17 protein-coding genes and 2 pseudogenes are annotated in these 15,751 nt (G+C 71.7%); 13 read left to right on the plus strand and 6 right to left on the minus strand.

Going from position 1 to position 15,751, the window contains the following annotated elements; genetic code table 11:
- Positions 1-65 precede the first annotated feature (65 nt).
- The 3 genes and pseudogenes from ACIBTS_RS02625 to ACIBTS_RS02635 all read left to right on the plus strand — a co-directional run bounded on the left by ACIBTS_RS02625 (position 66) and on the right by ACIBTS_RS02635 (position 1,225).
- Positions 66-323, plus strand: a complete 258-nt coding sequence (locus ACIBTS_RS02625; RefSeq protein WP_399315991.1) for a WhiB family transcriptional regulator — start codon at positions 66-68, stop codon at positions 321-323.
- A pseudogene (locus ACIBTS_RS02630) lies at positions 320-839 on the plus strand (Dps family protein). The gene ACIBTS_RS02625 and the pseudogene ACIBTS_RS02630 overlap by 4 nt, the downstream one beginning before the upstream one ends.
- A gap of 53 nt (positions 840-892) precedes the next feature.
- The gene (locus ACIBTS_RS02635) at positions 893-1,225 is read left to right on the plus strand and encodes a DUF3140 domain-containing protein (RefSeq protein ID WP_319672368.1); all 333 of its coding nucleotides are present in this window, start codon (positions 893-895) and stop codon (positions 1,223-1,225) included.
- 37 nt (positions 1,226-1,262) lie between these two features.
- Here ACIBTS_RS02635 and ACIBTS_RS02640 read toward each other — a convergent pair whose 3' ends face one another.
- Positions 1,263-2,507, minus strand: a complete 1,245-nt coding sequence (locus ACIBTS_RS02640) for an amidohydrolase (RefSeq protein ID WP_399315992.1) — start codon at positions 2,505-2,507, stop codon at positions 1,263-1,265.
- A gap of 162 nt (positions 2,508-2,669) precedes the next feature.
- Here ACIBTS_RS02640 and ACIBTS_RS02645 point away from each other — a divergent pair, with 162 nt between their 5' ends.
- The gene (locus ACIBTS_RS02645) at positions 2,670-3,038 is read left to right on the plus strand and encodes a DUF4333 domain-containing protein (RefSeq protein WP_399315993.1); all 369 of its coding nucleotides are present in this window, start codon (positions 2,670-2,672) and stop codon (positions 3,036-3,038) included.
- Between the two features lie 40 nt (positions 3,039-3,078).
- Positions 3,079-3,390: pseudogene (locus tag ACIBTS_RS02650) on the plus strand (ATP-binding cassette domain-containing protein); the annotation flags it as partial.
- 32 nt (positions 3,391-3,422) lie between these two features.
- On the opposite strand, the gene ACIBTS_RS02655 reads toward ACIBTS_RS02650, so the two are convergent.
- Positions 3,423-4,277, minus strand: coding sequence for a Cof-type HAD-IIB family hydrolase (locus ACIBTS_RS02655; protein WP_399316600.1), 855 nt, complete (start codon positions 4,275-4,277; stop codon positions 3,423-3,425).
- A gap of 70 nt (positions 4,278-4,347) precedes the next feature.
- On the opposite strand from ACIBTS_RS02655, the gene ACIBTS_RS02660 reads away from it, so the two are divergent.
- The 6 genes from ACIBTS_RS02660 (at position 4,348) to murJ (ending at position 10,483) form a co-directional block, all read left to right on the plus strand.
- The gene (locus tag ACIBTS_RS02660) at positions 4,348-5,190 is read left to right on the plus strand and encodes an SAM-dependent methyltransferase (protein ID WP_399315994.1); all 843 of its coding nucleotides are present in this window, start codon (positions 4,348-4,350) and stop codon (positions 5,188-5,190) included.
- Positions 5,191-5,260: 70 nt separating this feature from the next.
- The gene (locus ACIBTS_RS02665) at positions 5,261-6,664 is read left to right on the plus strand and encodes a glutamine synthetase family protein (protein ID WP_399315995.1); all 1,404 of its coding nucleotides are present in this window, start codon (positions 5,261-5,263) and stop codon (positions 6,662-6,664) included.
- A 1-nt stretch (position 6,665) separates the two neighbouring features.
- Entirely contained in the window at positions 6,666-7,802 is a 1,137-nt protein-coding gene (locus ACIBTS_RS02670) for an amidohydrolase family protein (protein ID WP_399315997.1), read from the plus strand.
- Between the two features lie 15 nt (positions 7,803-7,817).
- Positions 7,818-8,357, plus strand: coding sequence for an NUDIX hydrolase family protein (locus ACIBTS_RS02675; protein ID WP_319672363.1), 540 nt, complete (start codon positions 7,818-7,820; stop codon positions 8,355-8,357).
- Between the two features lie 5 nt (positions 8,358-8,362).
- Positions 8,363-8,779: a (2Fe-2S) ferredoxin domain-containing protein gene (locus tag ACIBTS_RS02680; RefSeq protein ID WP_399315998.1), complete on the plus strand. Its 417-nt coding sequence runs from the start codon at positions 8,363-8,365 to the stop codon at positions 8,777-8,779.
- Positions 8,780-8,839: 60 nt separating this feature from the next.
- On the plus strand, positions 8,840-10,483 hold the full coding sequence (gene murJ / locus ACIBTS_RS02685) for a murein biosynthesis integral membrane protein MurJ (protein WP_399316000.1): 1,644 nt from the start codon (positions 8,840-8,842) through the stop codon (positions 10,481-10,483).
- A gap of 102 nt (positions 10,484-10,585) precedes the next feature.
- On the opposite strand, the gene ACIBTS_RS02690 is transcribed toward murJ, so the two are convergent.
- Complete coding sequence (locus tag ACIBTS_RS02690) at positions 10,586-10,771, minus strand: hypothetical protein (RefSeq protein ID WP_079658212.1); 186 nt, start codon at positions 10,769-10,771, stop codon at positions 10,586-10,588.
- 22 nt (positions 10,772-10,793) lie between these two features.
- Entirely contained in the window at positions 10,794-11,972 is a 1,179-nt protein-coding gene (locus ACIBTS_RS02695) for a site-2 protease family protein (protein WP_399316001.1), read from the minus strand.
- A gap of 159 nt (positions 11,973-12,131) precedes the next feature.
- Between ACIBTS_RS02695 and ACIBTS_RS02700 the strand changes: the two genes are divergently transcribed.
- Positions 12,132-12,428 (plus strand): hypothetical protein, encoded by a 297-nt coding sequence (locus ACIBTS_RS02700; RefSeq protein WP_399316002.1) that lies wholly within the window; start codon positions 12,132-12,134, stop codon positions 12,426-12,428.
- Positions 12,429-12,439: 11 nt separating this feature from the next.
- On the plus strand, positions 12,440-12,721 hold the full coding sequence (locus ACIBTS_RS02705; protein WP_399316003.1) for a hypothetical protein: 282 nt from the start codon (positions 12,440-12,442) through the stop codon (positions 12,719-12,721).
- Between the two features lie 32 nt (positions 12,722-12,753).
- Here ACIBTS_RS02705 and ACIBTS_RS02710 read toward each other — a convergent pair whose 3' ends face one another.
- Both ACIBTS_RS02710 and ACIBTS_RS02715 read right to left on the minus strand, forming a co-directional pair.
- Positions 12,754-13,266 carry a hypothetical protein gene (locus tag ACIBTS_RS02710; RefSeq protein WP_399316004.1) on the minus strand — a complete coding sequence of 171 codons (513 nt, stop codon included), beginning with the start codon at positions 13,264-13,266 and terminating at the stop codon, positions 12,754-12,756.
- A gap of 189 nt (positions 13,267-13,455) precedes the next feature.
- Positions 13,456-15,660: a glycoside hydrolase domain-containing protein gene (locus ACIBTS_RS02715; protein WP_399316005.1), complete on the minus strand. Its 2,205-nt coding sequence runs from the start codon at positions 15,658-15,660 to the stop codon at positions 13,456-13,458.
- Between the last annotated feature and the right edge of the window lie 91 nt (positions 15,661-15,751).

The raw sequence follows: 15,751 nt of genomic DNA on the forward strand, positions 1-15,751 counted from the left end.
TCCGGTGCGGGCGGCGGCCCGGAACCGGTCGTTTGCGCCGGTTCGCCCTGGGCACCCGCGCCCCCATGGAGTGGTTGCGCGCTGCCGCCTGCGTGGGCGAGGACCCCGAACTGTTCTTCCCCGTGGGTACGAGAGGACCGGCCCTGCGGGACACCGCGGCGGCCAAACGCGTCTGCGTGCGCTGCCCCGTGAGCACCGAATGTCTGTCCTACGCGCTCGTCAGCGGACAGACCTCGGGCGTGTGGGGCGGCACCGGTGAGGAGGAACGCGCGGAACTGCTCCGGACCGCCCGACAGGACGCGACGAGGAGGAGCACCATATGACTGTCGTGAAGAGCCCGCTGCCGGAACCGGCCCGCCAGATCACCTTCGACGCGTTGCAGGGCACCCTCGTGGATCTGCTCGGCCTCTCCCTGGTGGGCAAGCAGGCCCACTGGAACATCGTGGGCCCCCGGTTCCGTTCGATCCACCTCCAGCTCGACGAGGTGGTCGCGACGGCCCGTTCGTACGCCGACACGGTCGCGGAGCGCGCGGCGGCGCTGGGTCTGCCGCCCGACGGCCGCCCGGAGACCATCGCTTCGACGTTCACGCTGCCCTCGCCGAAGGACGGCTGGCTGCGCGACGAGGACGTCGTCCAGGTGATCGCGGAGGCCCTGGGGGCCGCCGTCGTCCGACTGCGCTGGGGGTCCCCCCGGCTCGAACGAAGTTGAGAGCTGGGGGAGGATCGCGGCGACCGACAAGCCGGATCCCGTCACCCAGGACCTGCTGATCGGCATCACCGCCGAGCTGGAGAAGCAGCGGTGGATGTTCGAGGCGGAGAACTGGCCGCGCGAGAAGTGACCCTGAAGAAGTGACCCACCTGGAGAAGTGACCCCTCCGGAGAAGGGCCTGCCATGACCGACGCCCTCGAACTCGACGCGCTGTGGGAGGACTTCCACCGCGCGGTGAACATGACCTCGCAGGAGCTCGCCGCCTGGCTGCGGGTGCGCGACGCCGACGAGAACGCGGAGCCGCTGCCCGAGGAGGCGGGCAGCCCCACCGGGCAGCATGTGCTGGCGATCCTGCAGAAGCGCCGCACCGACCTGACCGACGACGACATCCGGGTGATGTACCGGGTGGTCGACACGGTCGCCGCGCAGACGGACGTGGAGAACGAGCCCGAGGCCGAGGAGACGCGCCGCCGCCACCGTCTGATGACGATCGGCCACGACCCGCTCCGGCCGTAGCTCCCCGCGCGGCCCGCGCGTGTCCCGGCCGGTTTGCTCAGCCGGCGAGCCGGGACAGCGCCGCCGACACCAGGGTGCGCACGCCCGGCACCAGCACCGACAGGTCCGGTGCGAACAGCGGGCTGTGGTTTCCCGGCACGCCTTCGAACTTCTCCCGCAGCTCCTGCCCCGGCGCCGCCTCCCACACGGGGGCCGGGGTCGAGGTCACGTACCAGTAGTCGTACGGCACGCCCGGCGGGGCGAGGAGGGAGAAGTCCTCGCTGCCCATCGCCTGGCCGAAGTCGAACACCGTGTGGTCGCCGAAGAGTTCACGGTGCACGGCGGCGATCTCCCCGTCCAGGGCAGGGTCGTTGACGGTGTTCGGGTAGCCGGGGTGGACGGTGACCTCGGGCGGAACCGGGCAGCCCGCGGCGGCGCACTCCCCCTCGACGATCCGCCGGATCGCGGTGAGGACGCGCTCGCGCACCCGGGCGTCCTGGGTGCGCACATTCAGTGCGAGCCGGGCCTCGGCGGGGATGATGTTGGGTTTCGTACCGGCATGGAAGCGACCCACCGTCAGCACCGCCGACTCGCTCGCCGCGACCTCTCGCGCGACGACGGTCTGCAGCCTGGTCACGATGTACGCGGCCGTCACCACCGGGTCGACGGTCGACTCGGGCCGTGAACCGTGGCCGCCCACGCCGTGCACGACGACGTCGATGTCGTCCGACGCCGACAGGGTCAGGCCGGGGGTGTGCGGGTAGAACCCGGCGAGCCCGGGCGCGGCGTGCTGGCCGAACAGCACATCGGGGCGCGGAAAGCGGACATGGACGCCGTCCGCGACCATCGCCGCCGCACCGCCCTCGGCCTCCTCGGCGGGCTGCCCCACCACGACGAGCGTCCCCGACCAGGTCCCGCGGGCCGCGGCGAGCACCTCGGCGGCGGCCGCCAGCCAGGTGACGTGCAGGTCGTGCCCGCAGGCGTGCATCAGCCCGTCGACGGTGGAGGCGTACGTCAGGCCGGTCGCCTCCCGCACGGGCAGGGCGTCCATGTCCCCGCGCAGCCACACCACCGGCCCGTCGCCGTTGGCGAGCACGCCCACCACGCCGGTGCGGGCCACCCCTTCCGTCACCTCGTACCCGGCCCCGCGCAGCCGCTGCGCGAGCTTCGCGGCGGTGCGGTGTTCCTGGAAGGACAGCTCGGGGTGCCGGTGCAGGTCGGCGTAGAAGTCCTCCAGGTCCCCGGGTTTGAGCCCGGAGGTGATCTCCCGGGTCAGGCGGGCGACATCGGCCGGTGCGCTCATTCCGCTTCCCTCTCCTCTGCTCCCCGCAGCCTAGGCCGAACGGTTGAGGAGTGGGGCTGGGAAGCCGGGCTGTTCTGGCCGTTCGGCCGAGGCGGGGGCGGGGCCGGGCGGGCGAGGGTGGAGGCACTTCCTCCACCCGCCTTCGTCTCAAAGGGGTATGCGATGCAGCGCAGCAAGTTCGTCGTCGGTGCGATCGGAGGCGCCGCCGCCGTGGTGGCCCTCGGCGGTCTCGGCACCCATCTGCTCTCCGGCACCGAGTCGACCACCGGTCTCGACTCCACCAACACGGTCATGGTCGGCGGTCACAGGGCGTTGTCCGCGAACATCGTCATGGGCCGCATCGAGAGCAAGTACCACCCGCTGCCGTGGGTCGGGAAGAAGGTCTCCGTGACCTGCCCGAGCGGTCTGAAGGCCGTGGCCGGCGCCACCATCACCTGCGTCGGCGAGGAGAGCGGCGGCAAGCGCGTCGACATCCCGGTCAGTGTGGTGAAGGCCTCCGCCGGGTCGGTCACCTGGAAGTTCGAGCGCTGAGAAGGGGCGACGGGACATCATGAACACGGTTCTGACCGGGGTGGACGTCGAGGTCGGCGAGCGAGACTCGCTGGCGATCATGGGCCCCTCGGGCTCGGGCAGGTCCACCCTGCTGCACGTCCGTCCCGACGGCGGTCAGGTGCTGCTGCGCGGCGACCGCATCGACGACCTCGGCGAGAACCGGCTCAGCGCACTGCGCCGCAAACGGTTCGGGTTCGTCTTCCAGTTCGGCCAGTCGCTGCCGGAGCTGCCCGCCGAGGAGAACGTGGCCCTCGCGTTCGTGATGCTGGTGATCGTCGCCGCCTGCCTCGGCTCCGGAACCCGCGCCGACCGCACTGCCTGGCGCAGCCCCGCGCCTGAGCGCCCCCGGCGTCGGGCTCGGACTCAGAGGTCCAGGACGCGGGCGATGGTGCGCAGCACCCCGTTGTCGTTGTTGGAGGGCGCGAGGTGGCGGGCCCTCCGGACGACCTCCGGGTGGGCGCCCGCCATGGCGAACGACCAGTGGGCGGCGTCCAGCATCTCCAGGTCGTTGAGGTAGTCGCCGAACACCATGGTCTGCGCGGGGGTGATGCCCAGCTCGCGCTGGAGCCGGCGCAGCGCGGCACCCTTGTTGGCGGTGCGGTTCATGACGTCGACCCAGTGTTCGCCGGAGACGACGACCTGGTGGGTGTCCGCGAAGGGCGCGAGCGCCGGGGCGGTGCTCTCCTCGACGGACCCGAAGTCGAACAGGGCGACCTTGAGGATGTCGTCGTCGACGGCGGTGACGTCCTCGACGACCCGGTGGCGTACGTAGTACCGGGCGACCTCGGCCACGAAGGGCTCGTCGGCCCGCTCGACGTACGCGGACCGCTTGCCGCAGACCACGGCGCCCATGTCGACGCCGCCGGCCGCGAGCCCGCGCACGGCCTCGATCACCCGCGCGACCGCGCCGGCGTCCAGCGGGTCGGAGCTCAGTTCCGCGCCGTCGCGCACCACGTAGGTGCCGTTCTCGGCGATGAACACCATCCCGTCGGCGACCTGCGCGAACTCGGCGGCCAGCGTGGCGTACTGGCGTCCGCTCGCCGGGCTGAACAGCACCCCGCGCTCCCGCAGTCGCGCCAGTGTGTCCCACAGGCCCTCGGGCACTTTCTTGTCGTCGTCGAGCAGTGTGCCGTCCATGTCGGTGACGACGAGTCGTATGTCGGCGGGGCCGGCCGACGGCTCGGGAGCGGGCGGACGGGCGGCGTGCGAGTAGGGCATGTCCTGCTTCCTGTACGGGATCACCGGATTTTCACCCTACCGGGGACAACGGTGATCATCCGGCGGCACAATGGCGGGCACAGGCCCGGGACACGGGCGGGATGCGGGAAGGGGCTCTCACGTGAGCGGGCCGACACGACTGGACACGAGCGTGGCGCACAACGCGCGGGTGTGGAACTACTGGATCGGCGGCAAGGACAACTACCAGGTCGACCAGCGGGTCGGCGAGCATGTCGCCGGGATGTTCCCGCTGATCCGGGAGATCGCCCGCGCGGACCGCTGGTTCCTGGGGCAGGCGGTGCGGTTCCTGGCCGAGGAGCGCGGGATCCGGCAGTTCCTCGACATCGGCACGGGGCTGCCGACCGGCGACAACACCCACGAGATCGCGCAGCGCATCGCGCCCGAGTCGCGGATCGTGTACGTCGACAACGACCCCATCGTGCTGGCGCACGCCCGTACGCTGCTGACCGGCACCGCCGAGGGCGTCACCGACTACATCGACGCCGATGTGCACGACCCGGCCGCGATCCTTCGACGGGCGGCGGACACCCTGGACTTCACGCGTCCGGTCGCGGTGATGATGCTGGGCATCCTGAACTTCGTCCTCGATGTGGAGGCGGCCCGGGAGATCGTGCGGAAGGTCATGGCCGACCTGCCCTCCGGCAGTTTCCTGGTCCTGACGCACCCCACCCACGACAGCGCGGTGGGCGGCGAGGGCCAGATCCCGGCGATGAAGTTCTGGAACGAGAACGCCAAGCCGCCGATCACCGCCCGCAGCGGCGCGGAGATCGCCGCATTCTTCGATGGCCTGGAGCTGCTGGAGCCGGGGCTGGTGTCGTGCTCGCGCTGGCGCGGCGAGGCCGACTCCCTCGCCGTGGTGCCGCAGTACGGCGCGGTGGCCGTGAAACCCTGACGGCCGCACGGCACACGGCGAACGTACCGGATGTGTCGGCCGTGCCGGACGCATCGATCGTGGAGGACGTATGACCACCCTTGCCGATCCCCTCCCCGGCGGACGCCCGGGAGACGTCGAGCGGGCGAGCGCGCTCGACGGCGAACTGTCCGGCGCGGGCGTGCAGGGAGTCGTTCTGGCCTATGTCGACACGGCGGGCGTCGGTCGGGTGAAGACGATCCCGACGGCCCGGCTGGCCTCGGCGGCGGCCTGGGGCGTCGGGATGTCCCCGGTGTTCGACACGTTCCTGGCGAACGACCACATCGTCGCCACCGACGTGCTGGGCTCCCCGGACGGCGATCTGCGCCTGTACCCGGACCTCGACGGGCTCGTGGTGCTGGCGGGGCAGCCCGGCTGGGCGTGGGCGCCGGTCGACCGCGTCACACAGGACGGCGAGCGGCACCCGGGCTGCTCGCGCACCTTCCTGCGCCGCGTCGTCGCGGACGCCGCCCGCGCCCACGGTCTGGCCTTCAAGGCGGCCGTCGAGATCGAGTGGGCGGTCGGCCTGGACTCGGCGCCCGCCGGGGAGTTCGTCCCGGCGACGTCCGGGCCCGCGTACGGCGCGATCCGGCAGGTCGAGCTGAGCGCGTACACCGCCGATCTGCTGGCCGCGTGCGCGGCGCAGGGCGTGGACGTCGACCAGGTCCATCCCGAGTACGCGCCCGGCCAGTTCGAGATCTCCGTCGGCGCCCTGGACCCGGTGGCGGCGGCCGACCGCAGCGTCCTCGTCCGCCAGACCATCCGCGCGGTGGCGCAGCGGCACGGCCTGCGGGTCTCCTTCTCCCCTGCGGTCCTCGCGCAGGGCGTCGGCAACGGCGGGCATGTCCACCTGTCGGCCTGGCGCGACGGCACGAACCTGCACGCGGGCGGCGAGCGGCGATACGGCATGACGGCCGACGCGGAGGCGTTCGCGGCCGGCGTCCTGGCCCGCCTCCCGGCCCTCACCGCGGTGACCGCGCCGAGCCCGGCGAGCTATCTGCGCCTCAAACCCTCCCAGTGGGCGGGGGTGTTCACCGCCTGGGGTCTGGAGACCCGCGAGTGCGCGCTGCGCCTGGTGCGGGGCACGGCGGGACGGCGCGCTGAGCAGGCGAACCTGGAGGTCAAGCCGGTCGACCTGGCCGCCAACCCGTATCTCGCCCTGGGCGCTCTGATCGCCGCCGGACTGGACGGGCTCGCGTCGGGCGCCGTCCTTCCCGAGGAGACAGCCGGTGATCCGGTGCGGCTCGGCGCGGACGAGGCAGCCGCCCGGGGCGTACGCCGGCTGCCGACCTCGCTCGGCGAGGCGCTCGCCGCGTTCCGCGGGGACGAGGTGCTGCGGGCGGCGCTCGGCCCGGTCCTCGCCGACGCGGTGAGCGCCGTACGGCAGGGCGAGATCGACGCTGTCGCCGGGCTCGACGACGAGCGAGTGGCCGCCGCGTACCGCTGGAGGTACTGAGATGCCCGGCGGACCGGTCCACGAGGCGCTCGCCGGGCTGGAGTTGGTGGACCACCACTGCCACGGCGTCGTCACCGGCCCCCTGGACCGGCCGGGCTTCGAGGCCCTGCTCACCGAGGGCGACCCGTGGCCCGGCGTCTCGACCTTCGACACCCCGGCGGGCGTGGCCGTACGCCGCCACTGCGCGCCCCTGCTCGACCTGGAGCGGCACGCACCGGCCGACGTCTATCTGGCCCGCCGCGCCGAACTGGGCCCGCAGGAGGTGAACCGGCGGTTCCTCGCCGCGGCCCGGACCGGCGTGTTCTGCGTCGACACCGGATTCGCCCCGCACCGCATCACGTCGCCCGCCGAACTGGCCGGGGCCGCCGGCCCGGCGGTCGCCCACGAGGTCGTACGGCTGGAGTCCGTCGCGGAGGCGGTGGCCGCGCGGGGCGTCGAGGCCGGCGGGTACGCCGACGCGTTCCGGGCGGCGGCGCTGGACGCGGTACGGCGGCCGGGGGTGGTCGCGGTGAAGTCGGTGGCCGCGTACCGCACGGGCTTCGACCTGGACCCGGTGCGGCCCGCGGACGCCGACGTCACCCGGGCCGCGCGGCGCTGGCTGGCGCGCGGCGGACGGCTGGCCGACCCGGTGCTGGTCCGGCATCTGCTGTGGACCGCCGTCGACCTGGGGCTGCCGCTGCAACTGCACACCGGCTTCGGTGACGACGACATCCGGCTGCACCGGGTGGATCCGACGCATCTCACGGACTGGCTGCACCTGACGGCGGGCACGATCCCGGTGCTGCTCCTGCACTGCTGGCCCTACCAGCGGCAGGCCGGCTATCTGGCCGCGGTGTTCGAGCAGGTGTACCTGGATGTGGGGCTCACCCTGCACCATGTGGGTCCGGCGCGGGCGCGGGCGGTCCTGGAGGAGGCGTTGGAGATCACACCGTTCCGCAAACTGCTGTACAGCTCCGACGCTTATGGTGTGGCGGAGTTCTATGCGCTCGGCGCGCTGGCGTTCCGCCGGGGACTGGGGGATCTGCTCCAGGACCGGGTGGACGCCGACGAGCTGGGCCTGCCCGACGCGCTGCGCCTGGCGCGCTGGGCCGGAGCGGACAATGCCCGCCGGGTCTACCGGCTTCCCGACGGACACTGAAAGTATGATCAAGCAATGTCTGACTTGACCGAAACCACGCCGGGTTGGCTGAGCTCCGACGAGCTCGAGATGGCGCGCGCCCGTATGCCGATCCTGTACGTCGAGGCCGTGCCCGTGCGCGTCGACGAGAGCGGCGAAGTCACCAGCATCGGCCTGCTGCTGCGGATCGGACCGGACGGCAACGTCAGCCGCACCCTGGTCTCCGGCCGGGTCCTGCACCACGAGCGCGTCCGGGACGCCCTGCTGCGCCACCTGGAGAAGGACCTCGGCCCGGTGGCCCTGCCCCGGGTGCCGACCTCTCTGCAGCCGTTCACGGTGGCCGAGTACTTCCCCACCCAGGGCATCACCCCGTACCACGACCCCCGTCAGCACGCGGTGTCGCTGGCCTACATCGTGCCGGTGACCGGCGACTGCCGCCCCCGGCAGGACGCCCTGGACCTGGTGTGGTTCGACCCGCAGGAGGCCGCCTCGCCCGCGGTGCAGAGCGAGATGCCGGGCGGGCACGGGTTCCTGCTGCGGCAGGCCCTGGCCCACGTCGGCCTCTCGGCGTCCTGAGCGGCATGGTTCCGGCTCAGCGAGCACTGGTCGGGGCCGCGCGGAGCCGCCCCTGCACCCTGGTGGTGTGCAGGGGCTGCTGCTGCGGCGACGCGGGCAAGCACCCCGGCTTCGACCACGACTGGCAGCTGGAGCGGCTGCGTGCCGCCGCGGCCGCTTCGGGCGGCGGCTTCACGGTCCGTACGACGGACTGCCTCGGCCCCTGCGACCAGGCCAACGTCATCGTCGTCCAGCCCTCGGCCACCGGCCGCCGGGCCGGCGGCCGGGCCACCTGGATCGGCTTCGCCATGGACGACGACGGCACGGAGGAGATCCTGGCCTGGGCCGCGGCGGGCGGCCCGGGCGTCGCCCCGCCCCCCGCGGCGCTGGAGCTGCAGTTCATCGATCCGCCGAGGGACGCCCGGGTCCGCAGCCGCCGCTAGCAACTGCCGTTCCTGCAGGGCGGATTGGGCGCACGGATCTTGATGCCGTACGTTGACCCGATGGGGGCGACGACACAACAACGGGTCGAGAAACGTTCCGGCGGGGCGGCACGCTCGTCGGTGCTGATGGCGCTGGGCACGGTGGTGTCGAGGGCGAGCGGGCTGATCCGGACGGTCCTGCAGGGCGCCGCGCTGGGCACCGGTCTGCTGGCCAGTACGTACAACACGGCGAACACCGTCCCGACCAGCCTGTACACGCTGCTCATCGGCGGCGCGCTGAACGCCGTGCTGGTGCCGCAGCTGGTGCGGGCGAGGGCCACCCACGCGGACGGCGGGCGGGCGTACGAGCAGCGGCTCGTCACCCTGGTCGTGTCCGTCCTCGCCGTGGGAACGGCGCTGGCGGTGTGGGCGGCCCCGCAGATCGTCTCGGTGTACATGCGCGACACCCCGGAGCAGCACGAGGCGTACCGGCTCACCGTGGTCTTCGCCCGCTTCCTGCTCCCGCAGATCTTCTTCTACGGCCTGTTCAACATCTACGGCCAAGTCCTCAACGCCCGCGAGCGGTTCGGCGCGATGATGTGGACGCCGGTCCTCAACAACGCCGTCCTGCTGGGCATGTTCGGCGCCTACCTCGGTCTGATGACGGTGCCGCATCGGGTGGCGGACGTCACAGACGCCCAGGTCCGGCTGCTCGGCCTCGGGACGACCGCCGGCATCGCGGTGCAGGCGCTCGCGCTGGTCCCGTTCGCGCGGGCCGCCGGGTTCCGGTTCCGGCCGCGGTTCGACTGGCGCGGCTCGGGCCTGGGTTCCGGTGTGCACGCCGCCAAGTGGACGCTGCTGCTCGTGCTGACGAACCTCGTCTCGCTGACGGTGGTCACCAACTACGCCAACGCGGTCGACCAGAGGCTGCCGGACGCCGGCGCGGGCTACTCGGCGTACATGTATGCGCAGACCATCTGGATGTTGCCGCAGTCGGTGGTCACCGTCTCGCTGGTGACGGCGCTGCTGCCGCGCATGAGCCGCGCCGTGGCGGAGGGGAGGGTCGCGGACGTGCGCGCGGACCTCTCGCGCGGGCTGCGGGTGAGCGGGGTCGTCATCGTCCCGGCCGCGTTCCTGTTCCTGGCCCTCGGTCCGCGGATCGCGACCCTGTTGTTCGCGCACGGCGCGGCCGACGCGGCCTCCGCGCAGCCGCTCGGGCACATGCTCCAGGCGTTCGGGCTCGGCCTGATCCCGTTCTCCGCGCAGTACGTCCTCCTGCGCGGCTTCTACGCCTTCGAGGACACCCGCACCCCGTTCTTCATGGCGGTGTGGATCGCCGTGGTGAACATCGCCCTGGCCACCGCCTGCCATCTGCTGCTGCCCGACCGCTGGGCGGTGACCGGCATGGCCGGGGCGTACACCGTGTCGTACCTGGCGGGCCTCGCCCTCACCGCGCGGCTGCTGCGCAGGCGCACGGGCGGCCGGCTGGACGACGGGGCGCTACGCCGCACGTACACCAAGCTGCTGGCCGCGGCGGCCCTCGCCGCCACCGCGGGCTGGGCGGCCGACCGGGCCTGCGCGGCCCGGCTCGGCGACGCAACCCTGCCGACCGCGACCGCCCTCACGGCCGGCGCCCTCACCCTCGGCCTGGTCTACCTCGCCCTGGCCCGGCTGACGAGGGTCGACGAGCTGCGGGGGCTGAAGGGCCCGCGCCGTCCGCGATGACGACCGGCTCGGGCAGCCCGGCTCGGTGAGCAGGCCGCCCGGGGTGGCGCGGGCGAATCCACCCGATGCCGGGCCGACTCACTGCGAGGCCGGCTCGGGGTTTCAACGGCGGTCACGCGGTCCGGGTTCGTCCGTACGCTCGCCCTCCGCCTGGGACGGCTCGGTTCTGGGGACGTCCGGGTGCTGTTCCACGGCCGAACGCTCGGCCGGTTCATCGCGCTCGCCCTCGGCCTGGGAAGGTGTGTGCGAGTACAGCCAGCGGTCGTAGTCCGAGGCTCCGGTCTTCACGGCAGGCCTCCCTTGGTCGCTCTCACCCCATAGTCCTCCTGGGGGCGCGGCGGGGCCAGAGCGGCGGGAGGGGGGCACCACAGGTCATCCCTGTGGTGGGCCGCCGGGAGAGCCGTTCGATGTCGTGGCCAGTGACGATCCCACAGAGCCGGCCGGCGTCCAGGACCAGGATGGGCAGCCCGCCCCCGGCGCCGGTCCGCTCCAGGACGGCGGTCAGCAGCTCGTCCGGTGCGGCGAGAGTGCACCGCGACAACGGGGTCGCCGCGTCCCGCACCCGGACCTCCTCCCGCCGCCCGGACGGTACGGCGGCCAGCCTGCGCAGCTGCACGACACCGCTGGGGCGGCCCTCGAAGTCCACCAACGCCAGCACCGAATGCCCCGCCCCAGCGGCGACGTCGGCCAGGAAACGGTCCACCGTCAGCCAGTCGGGACCGGCCACGGCCGGGCTGGTCATCGCCTCCGCCACCCGCACGCCGCGCAGGGCCGTGGCCAGCTGGGCCCACCGTCGTTCGGCCGCGGCGACGCCCGCCACGAACAGGCCGACCAGCATCAGCCACAATCCGCCGGGCGCTCCCCTGACGAACACCAGCCAGCCCAGCACGGCCAGCGCCACGCCGACGAACTGTCCGCTGCGCCCTGCCGCCCGCTGGGCCCGTTCCCGGTCTCCCGTACGCCACCACCAGGCGGCCTGGAGCACCCGGCCGCCGTCCAGCGGCGCGGCCGGCAACAGGTTGAACACGCCCAGCAGCAGGTTCATGGTGCCCAGCCAGCCCAGTACGGCGACCGGTATCCGCCATCCCAGCACCGCGTGCACGCCCACCGCGGCCCCGACGGCGGCCCCGCCGAGCAGCAGGCTGGCGAGCGGTCCGCTGACGGCGACCGTGAACGCCGCCCGCGCCGTCGTCGGCTGGTCCATCCGGGTCATGCCGCCGAGCGCCCACAACGTCATGTCCCGCACGGAGATCCCGCATCTGCGGGCCACGAGCGCGTGTGCCGCCTCATGCACCACCAGGCTCACCAGCAACAGCAGAGCCCCGACGACTCCGGCGGCCGCATACGCCACGGGCGCCCGTCCGGGCGCGTACGCGGGCAGCGTCCGGGCGGCCAGGTCGTAGGCGAGCAGAAGCATGATCAACGGCACGCTCCAGTGCGCCCGCAGCACTACTCCGCGCACGCTCCCGATCCGGTTCGCACCCTTCATCGCCCTCACCACCGACAGGGCACACGCAGCGCGCCACCCGACCGCGCTCCGGGCTCTCCTCCATGGTCCGCCCGCCGCCGCGCAGGCGGAAGCGGTCATCGGCACCTACGGTGGTCTGGCAGGGCAGGAAGCCCGAACGGACACCGAGGAGGAGCCGCGATGGATGAGCAGTTCGTCTGGGTGACTGCGCGCCGCCTCAGGCCGGGCACGTCGCAGGAGTTCGAGAGGGCATGGCGCCCCTCCCCCTACCCCCAGGGGCTGCGGCGCGCCTTCGCGTACTGGTCCGAGGACGGGCAGGAGATCACCGGGGTGTCGTTCTGGGACTCGAAGGAGGTCTGCGACGCCTGGCGGACGTCCGAGCCGGAAGCGCAGCGACGTGCGGCGATGGCCCCGTACGTCGTCGAGGAGCAGGAAAGCTTCTGTCGCGGCCGTGAACTCGCCGTCCCCCAGCGTTAGCCGGTCGAGGCATGAGCGAGATCGTCGTCGTGTACGAGCTCGACACGCCGGCCGCCAGGGACTCGTCCCCGGGGGCGGCGGCCGCTGAGGGACTGCCCGTCCGCAGAGTGCACGCGGCGCCCTGCGCACCGGGGGCGCCCACGGCGACGGGACCACGAACCCTCTGTGGAAAGGACACCTTCGCCATGGAGAAGGCCCACCGGCAGCCCCCCGATCACCCCACGGCGACCTGGTATCCCCCGGAGTACACGTCCGTGGTCTGCTCCGACTGCGATGCCGTGATCAACACCTGACGCCGTGCCCGTAGGGCCCCGCTGTGCCGATGTCAGGCGCCCAGGGCGAGCGTCCCCGCCCCCTGGCCGGGTATGTCCTCCCAGCCCCGGATCCTGGCCGCGAGCCGTTTCAGGCGCGTGTCCGAGGGGGGCACGTCGATCTGGAAGTGGGACTCGTTCGGGCGGCGGAAGTCTCCACCCCAGGCCACCACGTCCTGGCATTCCTTGAGGATGTCGCGGACCGTGGCCAGTTGGTGGGGGAAGAGACCGTCCTTGGCGCCGTCCGGATACCAGGTCGGGCGGATCGCGACCGCGGTCCCCGAGGCGTGGTTGGTCGCGTAGCCCTTCAGCGTGCTGTCCGCCGGGCGGAAACCCATCACCTCGCCGTGAACGAGCGTGTCGATCTCGTAGTGGTAGCGGCGGATGACATGTACGAGCACGGTGGCCGCCTCACCGATGCGCAGGGCCACGGAGACCGAACTGCCTGGCACCTGGCGGGTCCAGATGGTTCCCGAGGCGTTGGCCCGCGGTTCCATCGGCCAGCCGTTGGCGCTGGTGGGGTGCATATGCGGACCGTCTTCGGCGGACCGCGCGGACGCGGACGCCGGGGAAGGGGCCGCGAGCGTCACGAGGCCCGCCGCTGCGGTCAGGCCGAGTCCGGCGCACAGTACGCGACGGCGTGGGGGGCGTGGAGGCGAAGTGGTCATACCGGTCCTGTCTGAGAGTGAGGAGTGCGGTGGGTGGCGATCGGTGCGTCACAGGCCACGCAAGGGCGCGTTGTACTTCTCGAACACCCGATGGAGGCCGAGCATCGCGGTGCCGTAGTCCTGGGCTCTGCCCTCTGTGCCGTTGTAGCGGGCCAGCGTGAGGCGGGTGTGCTCCTCGCTCGTGGACATGGACGGCTGCGGAACGTGGACGTCGTCGGCGCCCCAGATCAGGACCGCGGGTAGCGTGCTGATGTTGTAGTCGTGGTCGTTGTGCAGTTGCTGCCAGACGTTCCACAGATCATTCTCGTTGGCGGGGTCCATGATGGTGCCGCCGATCAGGCCTGCCCGGATGCAGAAGTTGCGGCCGCGGATCGCGGTGGCCGCGAAGATCTGCGCGAGACCGGTGCTGGAGTCGTTCTTCGTGCTCAGTCCGGTCCCGTCGTAATGGTCGATGACCGCCTCGTCGCCGACGACGTCCAGGGTGTTGTACATACGTATCTCCCAGAACAGCGGGCTCTGGATGATGGCCTTGCGCATTCCGAAGGTGCGCGCGAGCCGGGTGACCAGCCCGTCGAAGCTCATCAGGATGTCGAACGCCTCTGTGGTCGACCGATAGGTGAGAACCTGGGCGCCCTGGTCACCGCCCTTCTCCGGCACGCCCATGGAGTTGAGGAGATACGACTGGACGTCCGCGAGCAGGGAGTTCCGCCTGGACATGTCCATACTGACGTCCAGGTCTGAGGTGATCTGCTCGGGGTTGTAGGTGTTCTGGCCGGCGTCACGGCCGGACACGATGTTGTTGTCGATCTCGATGAGGCCGCTGCCTGCTCCCACCGAGATCGTGGAGATCTGGTCGAACGCCCAGTCGCCGGGCAGCGGATAGCCGAGATTCCCGGAGAATCCCGTGGACATGTCGCAGACGAAACTGGCCGAGGTGTATCCCGCGGCTGCGACGCGGGAGCACACGTTGCGGGGTCCGTAGATGCCCGTCAGGTACCCCTGGCCGTGCTCGTTCATGACGTCCCGGATCGCACGGAAGTGCGGGAGGATGTTGTCGGTGACCTCGTAGTCGACCGCGTCGAAGTCGACGGCGAAGTAGATACGTGTGCCGGGTTTGAAGCCGTAGTGTTTGGCCCGCTCAATGGCGGCGAAGGCGTCGGCGATCCCCTGCTCGCGGCGGAAGTAGGCCGCCTCCCCGCCCCAGGTCTGATAGATCGGAAAGCAGCTCAGACCGTAGGCGGCCATCCGGCCCAGCTCGCCGGACTTGATCTTCTTGTCGAGTGAGGAGTCGGGGACGTTGGACAGGTAGCGGCCCACGATCTGATACCCCGCGTCCCTGAGCGCCACCGCCCGCGCGTCGGTGACCTCGGTGACGCAATCGGCCGCGGCTCCCCTGCGGGTGGCGTCACCGGTGGACACCAGCAGCGAGGCCCAGGTCTGGAAGTCCCCTCGGCCGGTGACCGGGAGCTTCGCGAAATTCTGGAAACTGCGCACGCGTGTTGCCAGGTCGGCGTCGAAGTGGCTGTCGAAGAACACCCCGCCGCGCTTGTTGAAGATCATGGCGGCGGTGAAGAGACTCACCCACGTCCCCGACGAGCCCTCCGAGAGGGGGCTGTTCCTGATGCCCTGCTGGGTGCCGGGGCCGAAGACCCCGTTCGCGACGTCGTCGCTCATGCCGATCTCGTACTGGATCGCGAACATCAGTGCCTTCTGCACATCCCGTGAGAAGTGACCGTCGCACGGCACGATGAAGAAGTTTCGGCGGCCGACATAGCGGCCGTTCATCCACTGCTGTACCGCGCGGGTCAGCTCGCTGCCGCCCTCGATGACGACATAGGCGTCCATGGTCAGCAACGCCTTGAACACCTTCGGCGATACACCGTCTGCGAAGGCGCCGTCGACGCCCATGTGCTGCTTCAGCTCGCGGACCGACGCCGCGACGGAGTCGTTGTAGGTGCCGTCGATGCCGCCGCCGTCATAGCCCTTGCAGTACAGCGCAGACTGCACGATCTTGAGGACCTTCTCGTGCCGGGTGCCCGCGTTGATGACGGGGTGGCGGCCCTGGAGGGTGGCGAGAGTCGTCGGGCCGAAGTTGTCGGACAGGGAGGTGATGCCCACCTCGTACTGGAGCGCCCGGGTCAGCGCGAACATGACGGCCCAGCCGGTGCGGCCGTTCTCCTCGACCTTCGGGATTCCGGCGACGTTGTAGGAGTTGATGAATTTCTGTGCCTCGATGACCATTTGGTCGGCCACGCTGTGTCCTTTCACGCGCGCCTGGGCGGGTGCTCCGCCCGGGCGCGAACGTTGGCTGCCACCAGGCGGGACAGACGACTGCCCGGGCCGG

Source organism: Streptomyces sp. NPDC050121 (assembly GCF_044460385.1).
In the GTDB taxonomy this organism is placed as follows: Bacteria; Actinomycetota; Actinomycetes; order Streptomycetales; family Streptomycetaceae; genus Streptomyces; species Streptomyces soliscabiei.

What these genes read in the sequence shown, in the direction of transcription:
- ACIBTS_RS02680 (WP_399315998.1), top strand. Translation starts at nt 8,363, where the DNA reads ATGGTTCCGGCTCAGCGAGCACTGGTCGGGGCCGCGCGGAGCCGCCCC.
- ACIBTS_RS02640 (WP_399315992.1), bottom strand. Translation starts at nt 2,507, where the DNA reads ATGAGCGCACCGGCCGATGTCGCCCGCCTGACCCGGGAGATCACCTCC.
- ACIBTS_RS02675 (WP_319672363.1), top strand. Translation starts at nt 7,818, where the DNA reads ATGTCTGACTTGACCGAAACCACGCCGGGTTGGCTGAGCTCCGACGAG.
- ACIBTS_RS02705 (WP_399316003.1), top strand. Translation starts at nt 12,440, where the DNA reads ATGAGCGAGATCGTCGTCGTGTACGAGCTCGACACGCCGGCCGCCAGG.
- ACIBTS_RS02710 (WP_399316004.1), bottom strand. Translation starts at nt 13,266, where the DNA reads ATGCACCCCACCAGCGCCAACGGCTGGCCGATGGAACCGCGGGCCAAC.
- ACIBTS_RS02665 (WP_399315995.1), top strand. Translation starts at nt 5,261, where the DNA reads ATGACCACCCTTGCCGATCCCCTCCCCGGCGGACGCCCGGGAGACGTC.
- ACIBTS_RS02645 (WP_399315993.1), top strand. Translation starts at nt 2,670, where the DNA reads ATGCAGCGCAGCAAGTTCGTCGTCGGTGCGATCGGAGGCGCCGCCGCC.
- ACIBTS_RS02625 (WP_399315991.1), top strand. Translation starts at nt 66, where the DNA reads ATGGAGTGGTTGCGCGCTGCCGCCTGCGTGGGCGAGGACCCCGAACTG.
- ACIBTS_RS02670 (WP_399315997.1), top strand. Translation starts at nt 6,666, where the DNA reads ATGCCCGGCGGACCGGTCCACGAGGCGCTCGCCGGGCTGGAGTTGGTG.
- ACIBTS_RS02635 (WP_319672368.1), top strand. Translation starts at nt 893, where the DNA reads ATGACCGACGCCCTCGAACTCGACGCGCTGTGGGAGGACTTCCACCGC.
- ACIBTS_RS02655 (WP_399316600.1), bottom strand. Translation starts at nt 4,277, where the DNA reads ATGCCCTACTCGCACGCCGCCCGTCCGCCCGCTCCCGAGCCGTCGGCC.
- murJ (WP_399316000.1), top strand. Translation starts at nt 8,840, where the DNA reads ATGGGGGCGACGACACAACAACGGGTCGAGAAACGTTCCGGCGGGGCG.
- ACIBTS_RS02700 (WP_399316002.1), top strand. Translation starts at nt 12,132, where the DNA reads ATGGATGAGCAGTTCGTCTGGGTGACTGCGCGCCGCCTCAGGCCGGGC.
- ACIBTS_RS02660 (WP_399315994.1), top strand. Translation starts at nt 4,348, where the DNA reads ATGGCGGGCACAGGCCCGGGACACGGGCGGGATGCGGGAAGGGGCTCT.
- ACIBTS_RS02695 (WP_399316001.1), bottom strand. Translation starts at nt 11,972, where the DNA reads ATGAAGGGTGCGAACCGGATCGGGAGCGTGCGCGGAGTAGTGCTGCGG.